We start from the raw sequence: 16444 nt of genomic DNA, 5'->3' as shown, positions 1-16444 counted from the left end.
GACCCGGGTCTTGCCGCAAGTCCCCCGGTGCGCTATACGTTAAGAGTGGAAAGGAGCGGATCTTCCCCTTTCCCGCCACCCTGCGCCTTCGTGATACCCCGGAGCCGCCAGAGGCCGCTCCGGGGATTCGGACCTCAGCAGGGTGTGAAGGAGAGCTTCTGCTGACCCTCGAGCGTCCCCCACTGGTCAGCGGGCCGATTGCACCCGAACCAGCGCTGCCCGACGAGCTGATCCCCGGCGTAGTAGCTGATGACGACGAGGTTGTCGCCTCCCGGCGGGGGAGGCGGAATGGCGTGAGCCGGGGTCGAGCCGAGAGCGAGCGCGCCGGCAGCCAGCGCCCCCGCTAAGATCCCGCGCTTGATTCTCATGAAGGTCCTCCAGATCAGCCGGCTTCAGGCCAGAGCGAACGCCGAGGCCTTTGGGGTGAGCTGAGATCAAGGTAACCGCCTTCGACGGACGCCGCCAGAAGCAGTCGATCATTCAGGACGGAATCATCATCCGCACGTCGGCGCAGGGGTTCACCAGCGGACCGGCACGGTGCGCAGCCCGCCGACGGCCAGCCCTTCCACGCGTTCCAGCTCCGCCACGGGCACGGCCAGCTCCAGGGTCGGGAGCCTGCGCAGCAGCACCTCCAGCACGACCTGCAGTTCGGTGCGGGCCAGTGCCTGGCCCAGGCAGGAGTGGGCGCCGGAGCCGAAGGCCAGGTGAGGATTGGGGCTGCGGCTCAGGTCCATCTCGGCCGCGTGCTCGAAGGCGCTCTCGTCACGGTTGGCCGCGGCCATGTTGCAGATCACGGTGGTGCCCTTGGGCAGGACGGTGTTGTTGACCTCGGTCTCCTCGCGTAGGTAGCGGGGCAGGCCGAAGCCGGAGTTGGCGTCGAGGCGCAGCGTCTCCTCGACGGTGGTGCGGATCAGCGACGGATCGGCCAGCAGCCGCTCCCAGCGGGTGCGGTCGGCCAGCAGCATGGAGACCATCTTGCCGATCATGTTGGCGGTGGTCTCGTGCCCGGCGACCAGTAGGGCCATGCCGGTGACCAGGATCTGCAGGTCGTTCAGCCCGCCGTCCTCGGGGCCGCCGGCCGCGATCAGCTCACTCAGGAGGTCGTCGCCGGGCTCGGCGCGCTTGGCGGCGAGGTGGTCGGACATGTACTGGAAGAACTCCGCCTGGGCGGCGTCGATCTCTTCCTTGCCGTAGCGGGTCAGGTTGAGCAGCGTGTCGGACCAGTACGAGAACCGGTCCCGGTCCTCGGCCGGAACGCCGAGCATGTCGCAGATGACGTACACCGGCAACGGGAAGCCCAGACCGGCCTTGAGGTCGCCGGGCGCGCCGCGCTTGACCATGTCGTCGATGAGGTCATCGGCGATCTGCGCCATCTTGGGCCGGATGGCGTTCATGCGCTTGGCGGTGAACCACTTGCCGACCAGACGCCGCCAGCGCTGATGCTCCTCCCCGCCGTCGGGGATGATCGCCGCCATCTCGCTGTTGAACAGTCCGCCGTCCTCCGTGGCCGACAGCCGGGCGGCGTCGGGGGCGTTCAGCAGACGGGTGAAACGCGGGTCGGCCAGCACCTGCTTGACGTCCGTGTAGCGGGTCAGCAGCGTCGCCTGGTCGCCGCTGGGCAGCGTCACATGGGCCACCGGGCACGTGCCGCGCAACTCGGCCCACTCCGCGGGCGGGTCCAGCGCCGCGTCGCTCGTGATCGGATAGGTCAGGACCTGCTCGTCTGCGCTCATTCGGCGTCTCCTCATGGAGGTCTCGTCATCGAGTATGCGATGGGCCGCTCCCGGACCGCCTGTGGCGGCAAGGAGCGGATGGTCTTTCAGGTGTTCAGGTGCTGCTGCCGCAGCAGGCGGGCCTGCTTGGGCATGTTCCAGCCGAGGACGCCGGTGATCCGGCCGTCCTGGCGGTAGACGGCGGCGAAGCGGTGCTGCTCAGGGTCGCCCTCCACGACGGTGACCTCGGCCGCCGGTGAGGGCAGGCCATGGGCCTGGATCTTGATGTCGTACTGGTCGGTCCAGAAGTACGGGATCGGCGTGTACGGGCGATCGGCGCCGAGGAGGTTGGCCGCCACCACCTGGGCCTGCTCGGTGGCGTTGGTGCGGTTCTCCAGGCGCAGCCGCCTGCCCAGACCCGAGTGTTCGAAGGAGGCCACGTCGCCGACCGCGTAGACGCCGGGAGCGGCCCGGCAGCAGGCGTCGCACTCCACCCCGTCGCCCAGGGGCAGGCCGCTGCCGGCCAGCCAGTCGGTCGCCGGGCGGGAGCCGATGGCCACCACGACGGCGTCGGCGGGCAGCAGTTCGCCCGTCGCCAGCCGTACCCCCGTGACCCTGCCTTCGGCGCCGACCAGCGCATCGACCGCGGCGCCGAGCCGCAGTCGTACTCCGCGCCCGGCGTGCGTGCGCGTGAGCAGGCCGCCGACCACGTCGCCGAGCTGCTCGCGCAGCAGCGCCGGCCCCATGCCGACGAGGGTGACCTCCAGGTTCATGACGCGGGCGGTGGCGGCGAGCTCCGCGCCCAGGACCCCTTCGCCCACGACCACGAGCCGGGTGCCGGCGGTCAGGTGGGCGCGCAGGGTGAGAGCCTCGTCGAGGCTGCGCAGGACGTGCACGCCCGCCAGGCCGTCCTGGCCGGCGAGCCGGCGTGGGGTCAGACCGGTGGCGACGACCACGGCGTCGGCCCGCAGCGCGCGGTCGGAGGCGGTGGTGACCGTGCGCTCGGCCGCGTCCAGCGCGACGGCGGGCTCGCCCCGGACGAACTCGGCGTCCAGGGCTTCGAGCTGAGCCGCGGTACGGAGCTGAGCGCGGCCCGGCTCCCAGTCGCAGGCCAGGACCTGCTTCGACAGCGGGGGCCGGTCGTAGGGGAGATGGAGCTCGGCGTCCAGCAGCGTCAGCCGCCCCCGATAGCCGTGCCGCCGCAGCGCCTCCGCCGTGCTCAAACCGGCTGCCGAGGCGCCGGCGATCAGCACACTTCCGGGCGAGGTCACGAGGCGTTGCTCGGGTGAAGAGGGGTGGCCCGGCCTACACGTGTCCACATATGTCGAGATCCCTTCGTCCTGCCGTCCATACGTTAGCCTACATCTGCAAGATAACCTACACATGTAGTCGTTCGATATGCTGGCGGGCGTGGCCACCCGAAAAGAGAGCAGCACCCCATTGGGCGACCGGCGTGTCCGCCGCACCCGGTCAGCGCTGGCGCGGGCGCTGATCCAGCTGGTCGAGCAGCAGGACCTGTCTCGGATCAGCGTCTCCGACGTCGCCGAAGGCGCTGGAGTGAGCCGCTCGGCGTTCTACGACCATTACCGGGACGTCCACGAGCTGGCTGAGGACGCCTGCACCGCGATGATCGACGGCTTGATCGAGTCCATGCCGGCCCTGGCCTTCGACGCGGTGGACCTGGCGCAGGAGGCGACCCAGTCGCTGACGGAGTTCTTCGCCAGCCTCGCCGAGCACGCGGGGCTGTATCGCGCGCTGTTCGGACCGCAGGGGAGCGCGCGCGTCGTCGACCACATTCGCCGCCGCATGGCCGCGGTCATCCATGAACACCTGGTCCAGGCCGACGCCGGCGAGCCGCGGGAGCACGTCCCCCATGACGTCACCGCCGCGTTCATCGCCGGGGCGCTCATCGGCGTGGCCGTCGACTGGCTCCAGTGCGGATGCCGCCGGACCCCGGCCGAGATGGCCACGGTGACCTGGCCGCTCCTGAACGCGCACTACCGGCTTTACGAGAGCGGCGGGAGCTGAGGTGGCGGCGCCGCGGCTGCCATAGCACAGCCCCGCCTTCTGACGGAGGCCTCAAGCCCTGAGTGCCACTCCTGGCCGCGGCGTTCCGGCAGGCGGCGTGATCGTCCCGGACCGCCGCAGCAGCTCCGCCAGCTCGGTCCGTGAGGTGATGCCGAGCTTGGGGAAGGCGCGGTAGAGGTGATAGCCGACGGTCCGCGGGCTGAGGAAGAGCTGGGCGGCGATCTCCCGGTTGGACGACCCCTGCGCGGCCAGGAACACCACGTGCCGCTCCTGCGGCGTCAGCCCGCGCAGCGCTTCCGGCAGCCGCTCCGCCGGGCTCGCCTCGCCGGCCGCGCTCAGCTCGGCCGCGGCGCGCTCAGCCCACGGGGCCACACCCAGCTGCTCGAACGCGGCCCGCGCGGTCCGCAGATGGGAGCGGGCTTCGGACCTGCGCCTGATGCGGCGGAGCCACTGCCCGTAGGCGAGCTCGGTCCTGGCCCGCTGGAAGGACGTCAACGACGGGCCGTGCAGGTCGAGCGCGCCGGTGAAGAGCGGCTCCGCCTCGCCGTCCGGGGCGACCAGTGCCCGGCACCGCAGCGCCACCGCGCCCACCCAGCGCTGGCGCGTGTCACCCGCCCACCGCTCCAGCAGGGCGAGCGGCTCGACGGCGGCGCCGGGCAGGTCGGCCTGGACGGCCGCGTCGACCAGGTCCGCCGCGCAGCGGACCGCGATCACCGGGTGGTGCGCGGGCCCGGCGACCACGCTCTCGAGGTGGGCCACAGCGGCGCCCGCCCGGCCCAGCCCCAGCTCAAGCAGGCCGAGCGCCCAGGTGGCCAGCGCCGCGCTGGCCGGCGCGTCGTGTTCGGCGCAGTAGGCCAGGCTCGACTCGGCGTAGGCGCGGCAGCGCTTCTCGTCGCCGCTCAACGCGGCGATCAGCGCGACCAGGCCGCTCAGGTGCCCGATCCGGTGGGTCTGGCCGAGGTCACCGGCGAGCTTCAGCCCCTCGGTGGCCTGCCTGAGCGCTTCGGCGTTGCGGCCGCTCAGCAGGAGGGCCTGGGCCTGGAGCTGCAGGGCGTACGGCAGGAGCCCCATCAGGTCCTGGTGGCGGCAGTCGGCCACCAGCGTGGAGGTCAGGCGCAGCGCCGAGCCGGCGTCGGCGGCCATCAGCCCCAAAGAGGTGGCGGTGATGGCCTGCTGTGTGGCCAGGGCGGGCGTGTGCTCGACCAGCTCGCCGATGGCGGAGAAGCCGCTGAGCGGGCCACCGGCCATGACCTTCGCCAGCAGGGGCAGCGACCGGGCCAGCGGGGCGGACCAGCTGGGCTGGGCTCCTGCCCGCGCGGCCGGCGAGGCCTCTGATCGCGCGGCGTGGGAAGGTGCCGGCGAGGCCTCTGGCCGCGCGGCCTGCGAAGAAGCCGGCGAGGCCTCCGGCGCCGACCAGACGGCGGCGGCGATCTGGGCGGCGAGCCCCTCGTCGCCGCTGTAGCCGGACAGGCGGATCGCGTCGGCGATCATGACGACGGCCATGGCGTCGTCGCCGATCCTGGCCGCCGAATCCAGCAGCATCCGCGCGGCTCTGGCCGGTGAGCCGGTCTCGGACTCCACGGTGGCCAGCACGCGGGCGGCCGAGGCCAGCGTCGAGGGTTCGGCGCTCAGCCGGGTCGCGCAGGTCGCCAGGTCCGCCGCCCGGCGCAGCTGGCCGGCGTCGCACGCGGCGAGCGCGGCGGCGGCCTGGCGACGGCCGCGTGGCTCGGGGTCGGTGGTCAGCTCGGCTGCGCGCTCCAGCGACGGCGACGTCCCGATGGCCTCCAGCTCGCGCGCGATCTGCTCGTCGGGCTCCAGCGCGGCGGCGGCGAGATGCCAGACCCGCCGCTCGGGCGACGTCTCGGCCAGGGCCAGGTGCGCGGCGATGCGGGCCGAGATCGGTGCGGACTGGTAGGCGGCGACCAGGACCAGCAGGTGGCGAGGGGTGAGCCCGGCCGGCCGCACTTCGACCAGCTGGGCGGTCTCGGCGGGCTCCAGATCGGCCGGGGTCGCTCCGGCGGTGGAGAAGAGCTCGGACCGATAGGCCGGAAGCGCCCCGGCGGCGGCGAGAAGTTCGGGCAGGGAGGCTGCGGGGTCGGCGGCGGCCAGCAGGAGGAGGAGACGGGTCCGCTCAGGCAGGGCGCGTAAGCACGCGCCGTACAGCTGATCGGCCCGCCGCGAACGCCCGGGCCAGCCGGTGTAGAGGCCCAGCGGCGACAGCCTGCCCTCGACCTGCGCGGGGCTGATGCCCGCGGCCAGCTCGCACAGGGCCAGCGGATTGCCGCGGGCATCGCCGACGATCCGCTCACGCACCTGCGGGACGATGCCCGGCCTGCGCTCGGCGACGATGTCCAGCGCCGCCTGCCGGTCGACACCCGGCAGGTCCAGCTCGTCGATCCCCTGGAGCGCGGGCACCTCGCCCTCGGCGGCCACCAGGATCACTACGCGTGCGGCGGCGAGGCGGCGTACGCAGAAGGACAGGACCGCCAGGCTCTCCCGGTCCAGCCAGTGCGCGTCGTCGATCAGGCAGAGCACGGGCCGCCGCGCCGCCAGGTGGCGCAGGAGGTTCCAGACCGGCAGGTACGGCGAGTCCGGCCAGGCAGGGTCGCCGGGCACCCGGCTCTCCGGCCCGGGTTCGCCCAGGCGTTCGAGGGCGTCGCGCTGCTGGGCGGGCAGGTGTTTCCAGCGCGGGCGGGTGGTCGCCAGCAGCATGTGGAGGCCGCCGTACGGGAGGTGCGACTCCTCCGGGGTGCCGGAGGCGCGGAGCACGATTTGATCACTCGCGATCTCGGCCGCGAAGGCGAGCAGCGCGCTCCTGCCCGCTCCGGCTTCCCCGCGCACCACCAGGGCGCCGCTCTCACCAGCGAGAAGTCGCGTGATCCTGGCCTGCTCCGCGATGCGCCCGTGCAGCACGAGGCGAGAGTACCTGACTCGTAGTGGATCTCATACCTAACTGGGAACATTCAGACGTCCTTGATCCACGTCATCCGTACAGATGTGGGACGGACGGGTCGCGAATACGGTCTCCGCCGGAGGTCGGCATGAGGAATCGTTGGGCCACCCGTCTTTGCGCGGCACTGACAGTGACCACCCTTGTCATCAGCGTCGCGGGCCAGGCAGCCCACGCGGCTCCCAAGGAGCCCACGCTCCCCGAGCAGCGCATGGGCTCGGCGGCGAACCGTGCCCATCAGGTGGCGGCGGACGCGACCCAGGCGCGGACGAAGCTGCCGGAGCGGGCCGCCGCCAAGCCGCCCAAGGGGACCGTGCCCCGGGAGGCCCCGAAGTCGCCCAAACCGGTGGCCCGGCTGTCGAACACACCGCAGCGGGTGGGCAAGGCGCCCGGCAGGCCGGGCAGCAAGGCGGTCCACGGGTTCGTCGCCGCGCAGAGCCGCGCGGTGCCCACGCTGGGCGACGCGACGTCCAAGGTCTTCCAGAACCCCGACCACACCTACACCGTGCGCACGTACTCCAGGCCAGTGCGTTATCGCACGGCCACCGGGGAGTGGGCGGACATCGACGTCAACCTGACCGGCGCCGACGGACGCTGGCGGCAGGCGGCCAACGACGTCGGGGTCGAGGTGGCCGACGACGCCGCCGACCCCAGGCTCCAGTCGCTCACCTTGGACGGGGAGCACAGCCTGTCCTTCTCCCTCCAAGGCGCCAAAAGCACCAAAGCCAAGGTTTCAGGAAATATCGCGAAATACCGTGGGGTGCTGCCTGGGACGGACATCCAGGTCGAGACCACCTGGGACGGCATCAAGGAGTCGCTCGTCCTGACCTCGCGCCAGGCCGCGACGGGCCCCTGGGACTTCCCCTTCCAGGCCAAGGGTCTGACGCCGCGGAGCACGTCGCAGGGCGTGGAGTTCGTCGACGAGCAGGGCGCCGTACGGATCACCGTCCCCGCCGGATTCATGCGCGACGCCGACGGCGCCCGCTCCGACGCGGTCCAGTACACCCTCGTCGGCGACGTCCTGCGCGTCAGCGCCGACCAGAAGTGGCTGCACGCCAAGGACCGCGCGTTCCCGGTGGTCGTCGACCCCTCGTCGTATGTGCGCACGACCAGCGGCGCCGCCTCCGACACCTACGTCGACAACCACTCCGGCGCCAACCACTCCGGCAGCGACCAGCTCCTGGTCGGCTCCCAGGACGGCACCAAGCGCAACAACACCTACATCAACTTCAACCTCGCCTCCCAGATCCCCCACGCCTACGTGACCGGCGCCGCGCTCTTCCTCTACAACACCCTGTCGGACTCCTGCTCGGCCAACCCCGTCACGGTGAGGGCGATCACCAGCAGCTGGAACGTCGGCACGATCGCCTCCTATCCCGGCGTGACTCTCGGCGACACCTGGGGCTCGGCCAGCTTCACCGGCGGCGTCACCTGCGGCGGCGCCGGCTGGGCGTGGATCGGGATCAACAGCGCGGGCCTGTCCGCCCTGTCCGACTGGGCCAACGGCGCGGGCAACAACGGTCTCGCGCTGACCGCGGACAGCTTCAAGGAGTTCGCCAGCGCCAACTCGGCCAACCCGCCGTACCTGCAGGTGGACTACAGCCCCTGGCGGGCGCTCTACGCGATCGACTCCGGCGCCACGATCGACCCGCCGGTGACGGCCAACGGCGCCGGCAGGCTCCCCGTCACGGTGATCAACAACGGGATGAACTCCTGGGCCCCCGGCACGGTCAAGCTGGGCTACAAGGTGTACACCACCGGCGGCAGCTTCGTGGGCAGCTCCACGGCGGCCGCCACCCTGCCCGCCACGATCGGCAACAACGGCTCGGCGAAGGTGAGCGCCACGATCGACCCGCTCAACCCCGGCTCGTACCAGATCTGCTGGGACATGGTGGCGAACGGGCAGTTCTTCTCCGACTGGGGCGTGCCCGTCTGGTGCGTGAGCCTGACCGTGGTCAACCTCCCGCCCCAGGTCGACTCGATGTGGCCGGGCAACGGGTACGTGGAGTCCACGCTGACGCCGGAGTTCACGGTCACCGGCCACGACGAGGACGAGTGGCCCGGCGGCGAGCTGAACTTCATCTTCAACGTCTGCCTGGTCTCCGCCCCCGACACGTGTCCCGCGACCGGCCTGGTCAAGGGCGACTCCAACACGGGTGCGCAGAGCGCGAGCTGGGCGGTGCCGCAGGGCAAGCTCAAGTGGGGCGAGCAGTACATGTGGCAGGCCCTGGTCACCGACGGCAAGAACTCCAGCCCGGCGACCGGGTGGAGCACGTTCCGCACGGTCGTGCCGCAGCCCCTGGTCTCCTCGCACGTCTCCGACAGCGCCGGCACGGCCGCCGTCAAGGGCATCGACCCGCTGACCGGCCAGTACTCGGCCACCACCACGGACGCGAGCCTCACCACCGCCGGTCCCGCGCTGGCGATCACCCGCTCGTACAGCAGCCTGAACTCCCGCTCGGGGATGTTCGGCGTGGGCTGGACCACCGCGTACGACATGAAGATCGTCACCGACCAGGACCTGACGGGCAACGTCGTGGTCACCTACCCCGACGGGCGGCAGGCGCGCTTCGGCCGTAACCCCGACGGCACATACGCGCCGCCCGAGGGCCGGTCGGTGAGCCTGGTGAAGACCGATCTGGCGTGGTTCCTCCGCGACAAGTCCGGCGGCGCGTACGTGTTCGACCCGAACGGCCGGTTGACCGCGATCTACGACGACGACCAGCACGGCGAGTACCTCACCTACAACGGTGACGGCACCCTCGCCAAGGTCGTGAACAAGGTCAGCGGCCGCGGCCTCTACTTCACCTGGACCAGCGGACTGGTGACCTCGGTCGCCACCGACGCGGCCCAGGGTGCGCCCGCGTGGACCTACGGCTACGGCTACGGCCTGCTCGCCCAGGTCTGCCCGCCGGGCACGACGACGGCCTGCACGAAGTACTCCTACAAGATGGTGTCGCACTACCGGACGTCCGTCGTGGACGCCGCCCCCGCGATGTACTACCGCCTCCACCAGAGCGCGACCAACGAGACCCAGCTCTTCGTCGGCCAGGACGACGCGCAGGCGGTCAACCTGGCCTACGGCGCGGCGGGCGCCCCGGCCGGGACCACGGACGGCTCGGCGACGTTCAACGGGACGAGCTCCTACCTGCGCATGCCGTACAGCATCACCGACGACACCACCTACGCGGCGGTCGGGATGTGGTTCAAGACCACCAAGGGCGGCGTCCTGTACGGCGCGCAGATGAACACGCTGGAGGACTCACGGGGCCCGCTCCCGTGGGGCTTCCTGCCGATGCTGTACGTCGGGACCGACGGGAAGCTGCACGGCCAGATGGCCGACGACGGCAGCTGCGGATCGATGGCGTCGACCGCGGCGGTGAACGACGGGACCTGGCACCACGTGGTGCTGACCTCGAGCGGAACCTGGCAGAGCCTGTACGTGGACGGGTCGATCGTGGCCAGCCGCTCCAAGCAGATCAAGGCGACCCACCTGCCGTACGCCAGCGTCGGGGCGGGCTACATGACCACGTCGGGCTGGTGCCCCGCCGCGCCCACCGACGCGCGCGGCCACTTCACCGGCCAGATCGACGACCCCGCCTTCTACACGCACCCGCTCGGCCCCACGTCCGTCGCCGCCCAGTACGCGGCCGGGCAGTACACGGGCGCGCTGGAGACGGTCAAGCTGCCCTCGGGCAAGCTGCAGGCCACGCTCGTCCACGACACCCAGAACGACCGCGTCGCCTCGGTGACCGACGCGGGCGGCGGGCAGTGGAAGGTCTACCCCGCCCAGACGCAGGCGAGCACGGAGTACTACCCGAACGCCGTCCTGGACGCCCGGCCGCGCGAGTACTACCGCCTCGCCGAGTACTCCGGCACCCGGGCGGCCAGCGCCGCGTACGGCGACGGGCGCGACACCGACGCGACCTACCACAACGTCACCCTGGGCCAGGCCGCGCCCATCTTCCTGGGCACCGGCGGAGACTCGGCCGCCGGGTTCAACGGCTCCAGCTCCTACCTGGAGCTGCCCGACGGCGAGATCAAGGGCGGCGGCGACCTCTCGGCGGAGCTCTGGTTCAAGACCGCCAAGCCCGGCGTCCTGCTCGCCTACCAGGCCCAGGCCATCACCGACCCGGCCGGACCGCAGGCGAACTACACGCCCGCCCTGTATGTCGGGACGGACGGCAAGCTGCGCGGCCAGTTCTGGGACGGCGCCGCGGTCGCGCCGATCACCACGAGCAAGACCGTGACCGACGCGAGCTGGCACCACGCCGTCCTGACGGCCTCCGGCGGCACCCAGTGGCTCTGGCTGGACGGCGCCGTGGTCGGGACCAGGTCCAAGGGGCCGGTGTCCACGGTCGCGCAGAACCACGTCTACGTCGGCGCCGGCTTCATCGCGGGCAACTGGCCCGCCAGGCCCTCGGACACCCTGGGCCACTTCACCGGCACCATCGACGAGGTGGCGCTCTACTGGAGCAGCCTGGGCACGGACGCGATCGAGGCGCACTACCGCGACGTCGCGACGTTCGGCATCCCCGCCACCACCGTGCTCGCCGCCGACCCGCGCGGCAAGGCGATGGTCTACAGCTACGACCCCAAGAACGGCGGCCGCCCGACCTCTCTGTACGACGCCTCCGGCGGCACCACCCGCTACGGCTACGACCTCAACGGCAACCTGGCCTCGGTGACCGACCCCGACGGGCACACCACCCAGCTGTACAACGACAACCGGGGCAACCCGGTCATGAAGGTGACCTGCCGGGGACCGCGCTCCTGCCAGACCTCGTACTTCACCTACTACCTGGACGCCGGCAACCCGCTGAACCCCCGGAACGACAAGCTCACCGGCGCGTTCGACGCCCGCGCCGGCGCCGGGAACGACCCGGCGCACCGCACCAGCTACACCTACGACATCTCGGGCGACCTGCTCACCGTCACCACGCCTCCCGTGGGCGGATCCGCCGACGGCCGCACCACCAGGTACGCCTACACCGACGGCACCGAGGCCGCCGTCGGCGGCGGCACCGTCCCGGACGGGCTGCTCGCCTCCGTGACCACCCCCGCCGGCAAGGCCACCCGGTACGGCTACCGCCAGAACGGCGACCTCGCCCAGGTGACGGACCCGGCCGGGCTCGTCACGAAGTACGACAACGACAGCGCCGGCCGGCCCATCACGGTGACGGAGATCTCCGACACGTTCCCGAACGGCGTCACCACCTCCATGGGGTACGACGCGCTCAACCACCTCACCGCCTCCGTCGGCCCCGCGACCACGGACGTGATCAGCGGCGTCAAGCACCTCCCATGGGTCATCTACACCTATGACGTCGACGGCAACGTCACCAAGGTCGAGCAGACGGACCCGACCGGCAAGGACGTCACCCGTACGACGATCTACACCTACGACTCCGCCGCCCGGGTCTCGTCCGTCAAGGACGCCGAGGGCAGCACCACCACCTATGGGTACGACGACTACGGCAACCTCACCAGCACCGTGGACGCCACCGGCGCCGACTACCGGCGCACCTACGGACCGACCGGCCTGCTGCTGACCACCAGCCTGGCCAACTGGGTGGGCGACCCGCTGGACAACGACGCCCCCAAGGAGCTGGTCCTCGAATCCCGCGCCTACGACCCGGCCGGGCGCCTGGCCACGGTCACCGACGCCATGGGCCGCACCACGCGCTACCGCTACTTCGACGACAACCTGGTCGAATCGGTCTGGGCCGAGGGCTTCCACAACGCCGACGGGACCACCAGGGACATCCCGCTCGAGCAGAACACCTACGACAGCGCGGGCAACCTCATCCAGCGGATCAGCGGTAACGGCAAGAGCACGACCGCCTACACCGTGGACGCCGCCAACCGGGTCACCGAGGCGCTGCTGGACCCCTCCGGCATCAAGCGCAAGACCACGTACGGGTACGACGACGACGACCACGTGATCTCCCTCGTCCAGGCGCAGAACAACGCCTACACGTGGACCTCCTTCGACGTCGACGCGCTGGGCCGGACCCTCTCCCAGAAGGTCTTCGACGGCGACAAATGGCTCACGACCTCCTGGACCAGGGACCAGCGGGGCCTGCCGCGGACGATGACCGACCCCCGTGACGCGGTGACCGACTACACCTACGACGAGGCGGGCCGGCTCACCACGACCAAGGCGCCGACGGTGGCCGTCGAGCACTCGGGCGGCGCGCCGTACAACGTCAGGCCGACGACGCGGTCCGGCTACAACACCTTCGGCGACGTCGTGACGAGCGAGGACGCCGAGGGCTACCGGACCACGATCACCTACGACGGCATGAGCCGGCCGCTCGCCCTCACCATGCCCTCGTACACGCAGCTCGGCGCCGGCGCCACGGTGACCGCGGGCTCCACCACGAAGTACGACGCGCTGGGCCGCGCGACGAGCGTCGTGGACGCGCTCGGCCACGGCAACACCTACACCTACGACCAGCTCGGCAACGTGGTCGCCACCACCGACGCGGCGGGCAAGCAGTCACGGTCGGGCTTCGACGCGGCCGGGGAACTGCTCTGGACCCGGGACCAGGCGGGCCGGCTGACCGGCGCGACGTACGACGACCTCGGCCGCCGGATCTCCACCACCGCCGTCGATCGCACACCGACCTCGGCCGGGTACACCACCACCTACGAGTACGACGACGCGGGCAACCTGACCTACGTCACCTCGCCGTCGGGCGCGCGCAGCCAGTTCGGCTACAACGCGGCGGGCGAGGTCATCGTCGACGTCAACCCGCTGGTCCAGGCCCGCTGGTACACCCGCGACCACGCCGGCCGGGTGACCAAGGTCCTCAACCCGGACGGCACCAGCAGCACGCTCACGTACGACGGCGCCGGCCGGGCGACCGCGCTGGCCGATCTGGACGCGGCGGGCAAACAGCTGCGGTCGATGACGATCGGCTACGACCCCGGGAGCAACCCGGTCACCGTCAACAGGCCAGGCGGCGGGGTCAGCACCTACGAGTACGACGCGCTGAACCGGCTGACCGGCCAGCACGAGAAGTCCACGTCGGCGCACACCATCACCACGACGTTCGGCTATGACGCGGTCGGCAACCGCACCCGCTTCACCGACGGCAACGGCAACGCGACCTCGTACGCCTACAATCCGTGGAACCTCCAGACGGCGATGCTCGTACCGGCGACCACGGCGTACACCACGCTCGCCGACCGCCGGACGATCACCGACTACGACGCGGCCGGCCGCCCGGTCCAGGTCACCAAGCCGGGCGGGGTCACCGTCACCCGCACCTTCGACGCGCTGAACCGGCTCACCGCGGAGACCGGCGCGGGCGCCGAGAGCGCCACCACCGCCCACAGCTTCGGCTACGACGACGTCGGCCGGCTGACCTCGGCCGGGGGCGACACCTTCGGCTACGACGATCGCGATCATCTCGTCAGTACGTCGGGGCCGTCCGGCACGGCGTCGTTCACCTACGACGGCGACGGCCGCATGAAGACCCGCACCGACAAGGCGGGCACGGCCGCCTACGACTACGACGCGGGCAGCCGCCTCAAAACGGTCCGCGACCCGCTCACCGGCGGGACCTCGATCTACTCCTACGACTCGATGGACCAGCTCAAGGGGGTGGACTACGGCGGCGCCAAGCGCGCCTTCGACTACGACGACCTGCACCGGCCCGCCTCCGACACGCTCACGAACACCGCCGGCGCGGTGCTGGCCGCCGTCACCTACGGCTACGACGACGCCGACCGGCTCACCAGCAAGACCACGACCGGTACGGCGGGCGCGGGGGCCAACACCTACGGCTACGACCTGGCGGGCAGGCTGACGTCCTGGAACTCGGTCGCCTACGAGTACGACGACGCCGGCAACCGGACCAAGGCCGGCACGGCCGCCGCCGCCTACGACGCGCGCAACCAGCTGGTCTCCGACGGATCGGCCGGCTACGCCTACTCGGCACGCGGCACCCTGAAGTCGAGGACGCCGACCGGCGGGAGCGCGAGCGCCACGAGCTACGACGCGTTCGACCGGATGATCAGCGACGGTGCCGCGACCTACGCCTACGACGGGCTGGACCGGGTCGCGTCCGCCGCGGGCCGCGCGTTCAGCTACTCCGGCCTGGGCAACACCCCGGCCGCGGCGGGCGACGAGCTCTACGGCAGGGACCCGGCGGGCGACATCGTCTCCGTCGCGGGCCTGTACGCCTACACCGACCGGCACGGCGACCTCACCGCCACCTTCACCGGCGCGGGCGCGCTGACCGATTCGGTGGCCTACGACCCGTACGGGAAGGTCGTCGCCAGCTCGGGCACCAAGCGGGGCGTCGGCTACCAGGGCGGCTGGACCGACCCGGCCACCGGCAAGGTCAACATGGCCGCCCGCTGGTACGACCCCGGCACCGGCGCCTTCCCCAGCAGGGACACGCTCGAGGTGGACCCGATGCCGTCGGTGAAGGGCAACCGCTTCACCTACGCGGACGGCGACCCGCTCGGCCGGGTGGACCCGACCGGCCACTTCGGCTGCCCCGCCTTCGTGTGCGGCACCGCCAAGGACGTCATCAAGGTCGTCAAGGTGAACATCGCCAGGCCGGTCTGGAACGCGGCCGACTACATCCTCGTCGGCGGCGGGGAGGTCGGCGCGGCCGCGCGCGGCTCACGGTTCTGCGGTCCGGTCTGGCTCTACTGTCTCGCGGCGGTCGGCGTCACCGCCGGCGTGGCCTACTACGCGGCGAAGTGGTGGAAGAACAACTGGTGGAAGGGCTGGCCGGACGGCAGCGGGCCGTACATCGACTACCCGGACGGCGGCTCCTCGCCCGGCAAGGGGAAGTCCGGCGACCCGGACGGGGACGGTGACCCCGACCCGGGCAAGCACGGCTCGCCCAGGAAGACGCCCAAGGCTGACCCGCCGCCGCCTCCGCCGCCCACGCCGCAGGAGCTCGCCGACATCGCCGCGAAGACGCGCGCGACCAGGCCGGGCCCCATCGACCATGACCGGCTGCCCGGTCCTGCGGGCACCTCGCTGGCCGACGCGCTCGACAAGGGCCTCACCCACAGGGTCGACAACGCCATCGACAAGATCCTGGACAGGGTCGGCGTGGCCTTCACGCCGACCGAGGCCGGGGCGGGCGACGGGCAGCCCAACGGCGGGCTCGACCCGGCACCGCACGTCGTCGGCGGGTGCTCGGGGGTGTTCGGCGCGGACGCGATGCAGGACTGCCGCGTCGATCCGGGCCCGGCCGTCCCGCAGGACCCGGCGGTGCAGCTGGACCCCTGCCGTGGCGTCACGGGCGCCGGCTCGGCCTGCCTCGCCGCGGGGGAGTCGCCCCTGTCGAACGCGAGGGACGGCGGCGGCGACGGTGCGGGCACGTTGGGGATGTCCGCCGACGACTCCTTCAGGCTGGCTCGCGCGGGAGACAGGCCGCGCTGGGGTGCCAGGCTACCGATGAACATGGACACGGTCCGGCGGGTGGCGCAGGACTGGGACATCCGGATCGACGACCTGACCATCAGGATCGACAAGAGGATCGACGGGCTGGCCGGGGTGACACTTCCCAACCAGGCGGTCCTGCTCCGGCGAGCGGCCTTCCGCAGCGAGGAACTGCTGGCCCGCACCCTCGCCCACGAGCGGTTCCACGTGGAGGACTTGCGCGCGGGCGGCGCCTATCCGACGTCCCAGGAAGAGGCGGAACCGTATGAAGAGCGGGCCTATGCCTTCGAGGACGATTGGTGGGCCAACCATCCACGCAACCGGTGACGCGGGAGGAGC

At 71.6% G+C, this 16444-nt stretch carries 6 protein-coding genes; 2 read left to right on the top strand and 4 right to left on the bottom strand.

The window, feature by feature from the left end; translation table 11 throughout:
- Positions 1–134: 134 nt before the first annotated feature.
- The 3 genes from ABD830_RS21835 to ABD830_RS21825 all read right to left on the bottom strand — a co-directional run bounded on the left by ABD830_RS21835 (position 135) and on the right by ABD830_RS21825 (position 2983).
- Positions 135–368 (bottom strand): hypothetical protein, encoded by a 234-nt coding sequence (locus tag ABD830_RS21835; protein WP_344990183.1) that lies wholly within the window; start codon positions 366–368, stop codon positions 135–137.
- A 150-nt stretch (positions 369–518) separates the two neighbouring features.
- A complete protein-coding gene (locus ABD830_RS21830; protein ID WP_344990180.1) occupies positions 519–1733 on the bottom strand; it encodes a cytochrome P450 in 1215 nt (404 codons plus the stop codon).
- Positions 1734–1819: 86 nt separating this feature from the next.
- Entirely contained in the window at positions 1820–2983 is a 1164-nt protein-coding gene (locus ABD830_RS21825) for an NAD(P)/FAD-dependent oxidoreductase (RefSeq protein ID WP_344990177.1), read from the bottom strand.
- Between the two features lie 139 nt (positions 2984–3122).
- On the opposite strand from ABD830_RS21825, the gene ABD830_RS21820 reads away from it, so the two are divergent.
- A complete protein-coding gene (locus ABD830_RS21820) occupies positions 3123–3740 on the top strand; it encodes a TetR/AcrR family transcriptional regulator (RefSeq protein ID WP_344990175.1) in 618 nt (205 codons plus the stop codon).
- 51 nt (positions 3741–3791) lie between these two features.
- Here the strand turns inward: ABD830_RS21820 and ABD830_RS21815 are convergent, their stop codons facing one another.
- The gene (locus tag ABD830_RS21815) at positions 3792–6653 is read right to left on the bottom strand and encodes a helix-turn-helix transcriptional regulator (protein ID WP_344990172.1); all 2862 of its coding nucleotides are present in this window, start codon (positions 6651–6653) and stop codon (positions 3792–3794) included.
- A gap of 170 nt (positions 6654–6823) precedes the next feature.
- Between ABD830_RS21815 and ABD830_RS21810 the strand changes: the two genes are divergently transcribed.
- On the top strand, positions 6824–16432 hold the full coding sequence (locus tag ABD830_RS21810) for a LamG-like jellyroll fold domain-containing protein (RefSeq protein ID WP_344990169.1): 9609 nt from the start codon (positions 6824–6826) through the stop codon (positions 16430–16432).
- Positions 16433–16444 lie beyond the last annotated feature (12 nt).

This window comes from Nonomuraea helvata (assembly GCF_039535785.1).
GTDB classification, from domain to species: domain Bacteria; phylum Actinomycetota; class Actinomycetes; order Streptosporangiales; family Streptosporangiaceae; genus Nonomuraea; species Nonomuraea helvata.
The sequence above is the reverse complement of the archived record's forward strand: the minus strand, read 5'-3'. Positions and strand labels throughout refer to the sequence as shown.

Coding starts and splice junctions, on each gene's coding strand:
- ABD830_RS21835 (WP_344990183.1), bottom strand. CDS start 368: ATGAGAATCAAGCGCGGGATCTTAGCGGGGGCGCTGGCTGCCGGCGCG.
- ABD830_RS21830 (WP_344990180.1), bottom strand. CDS start 1,733: ATGAGCGCAGACGAGCAGGTCCTGACCTATCCGATCACGAGCGACGCG.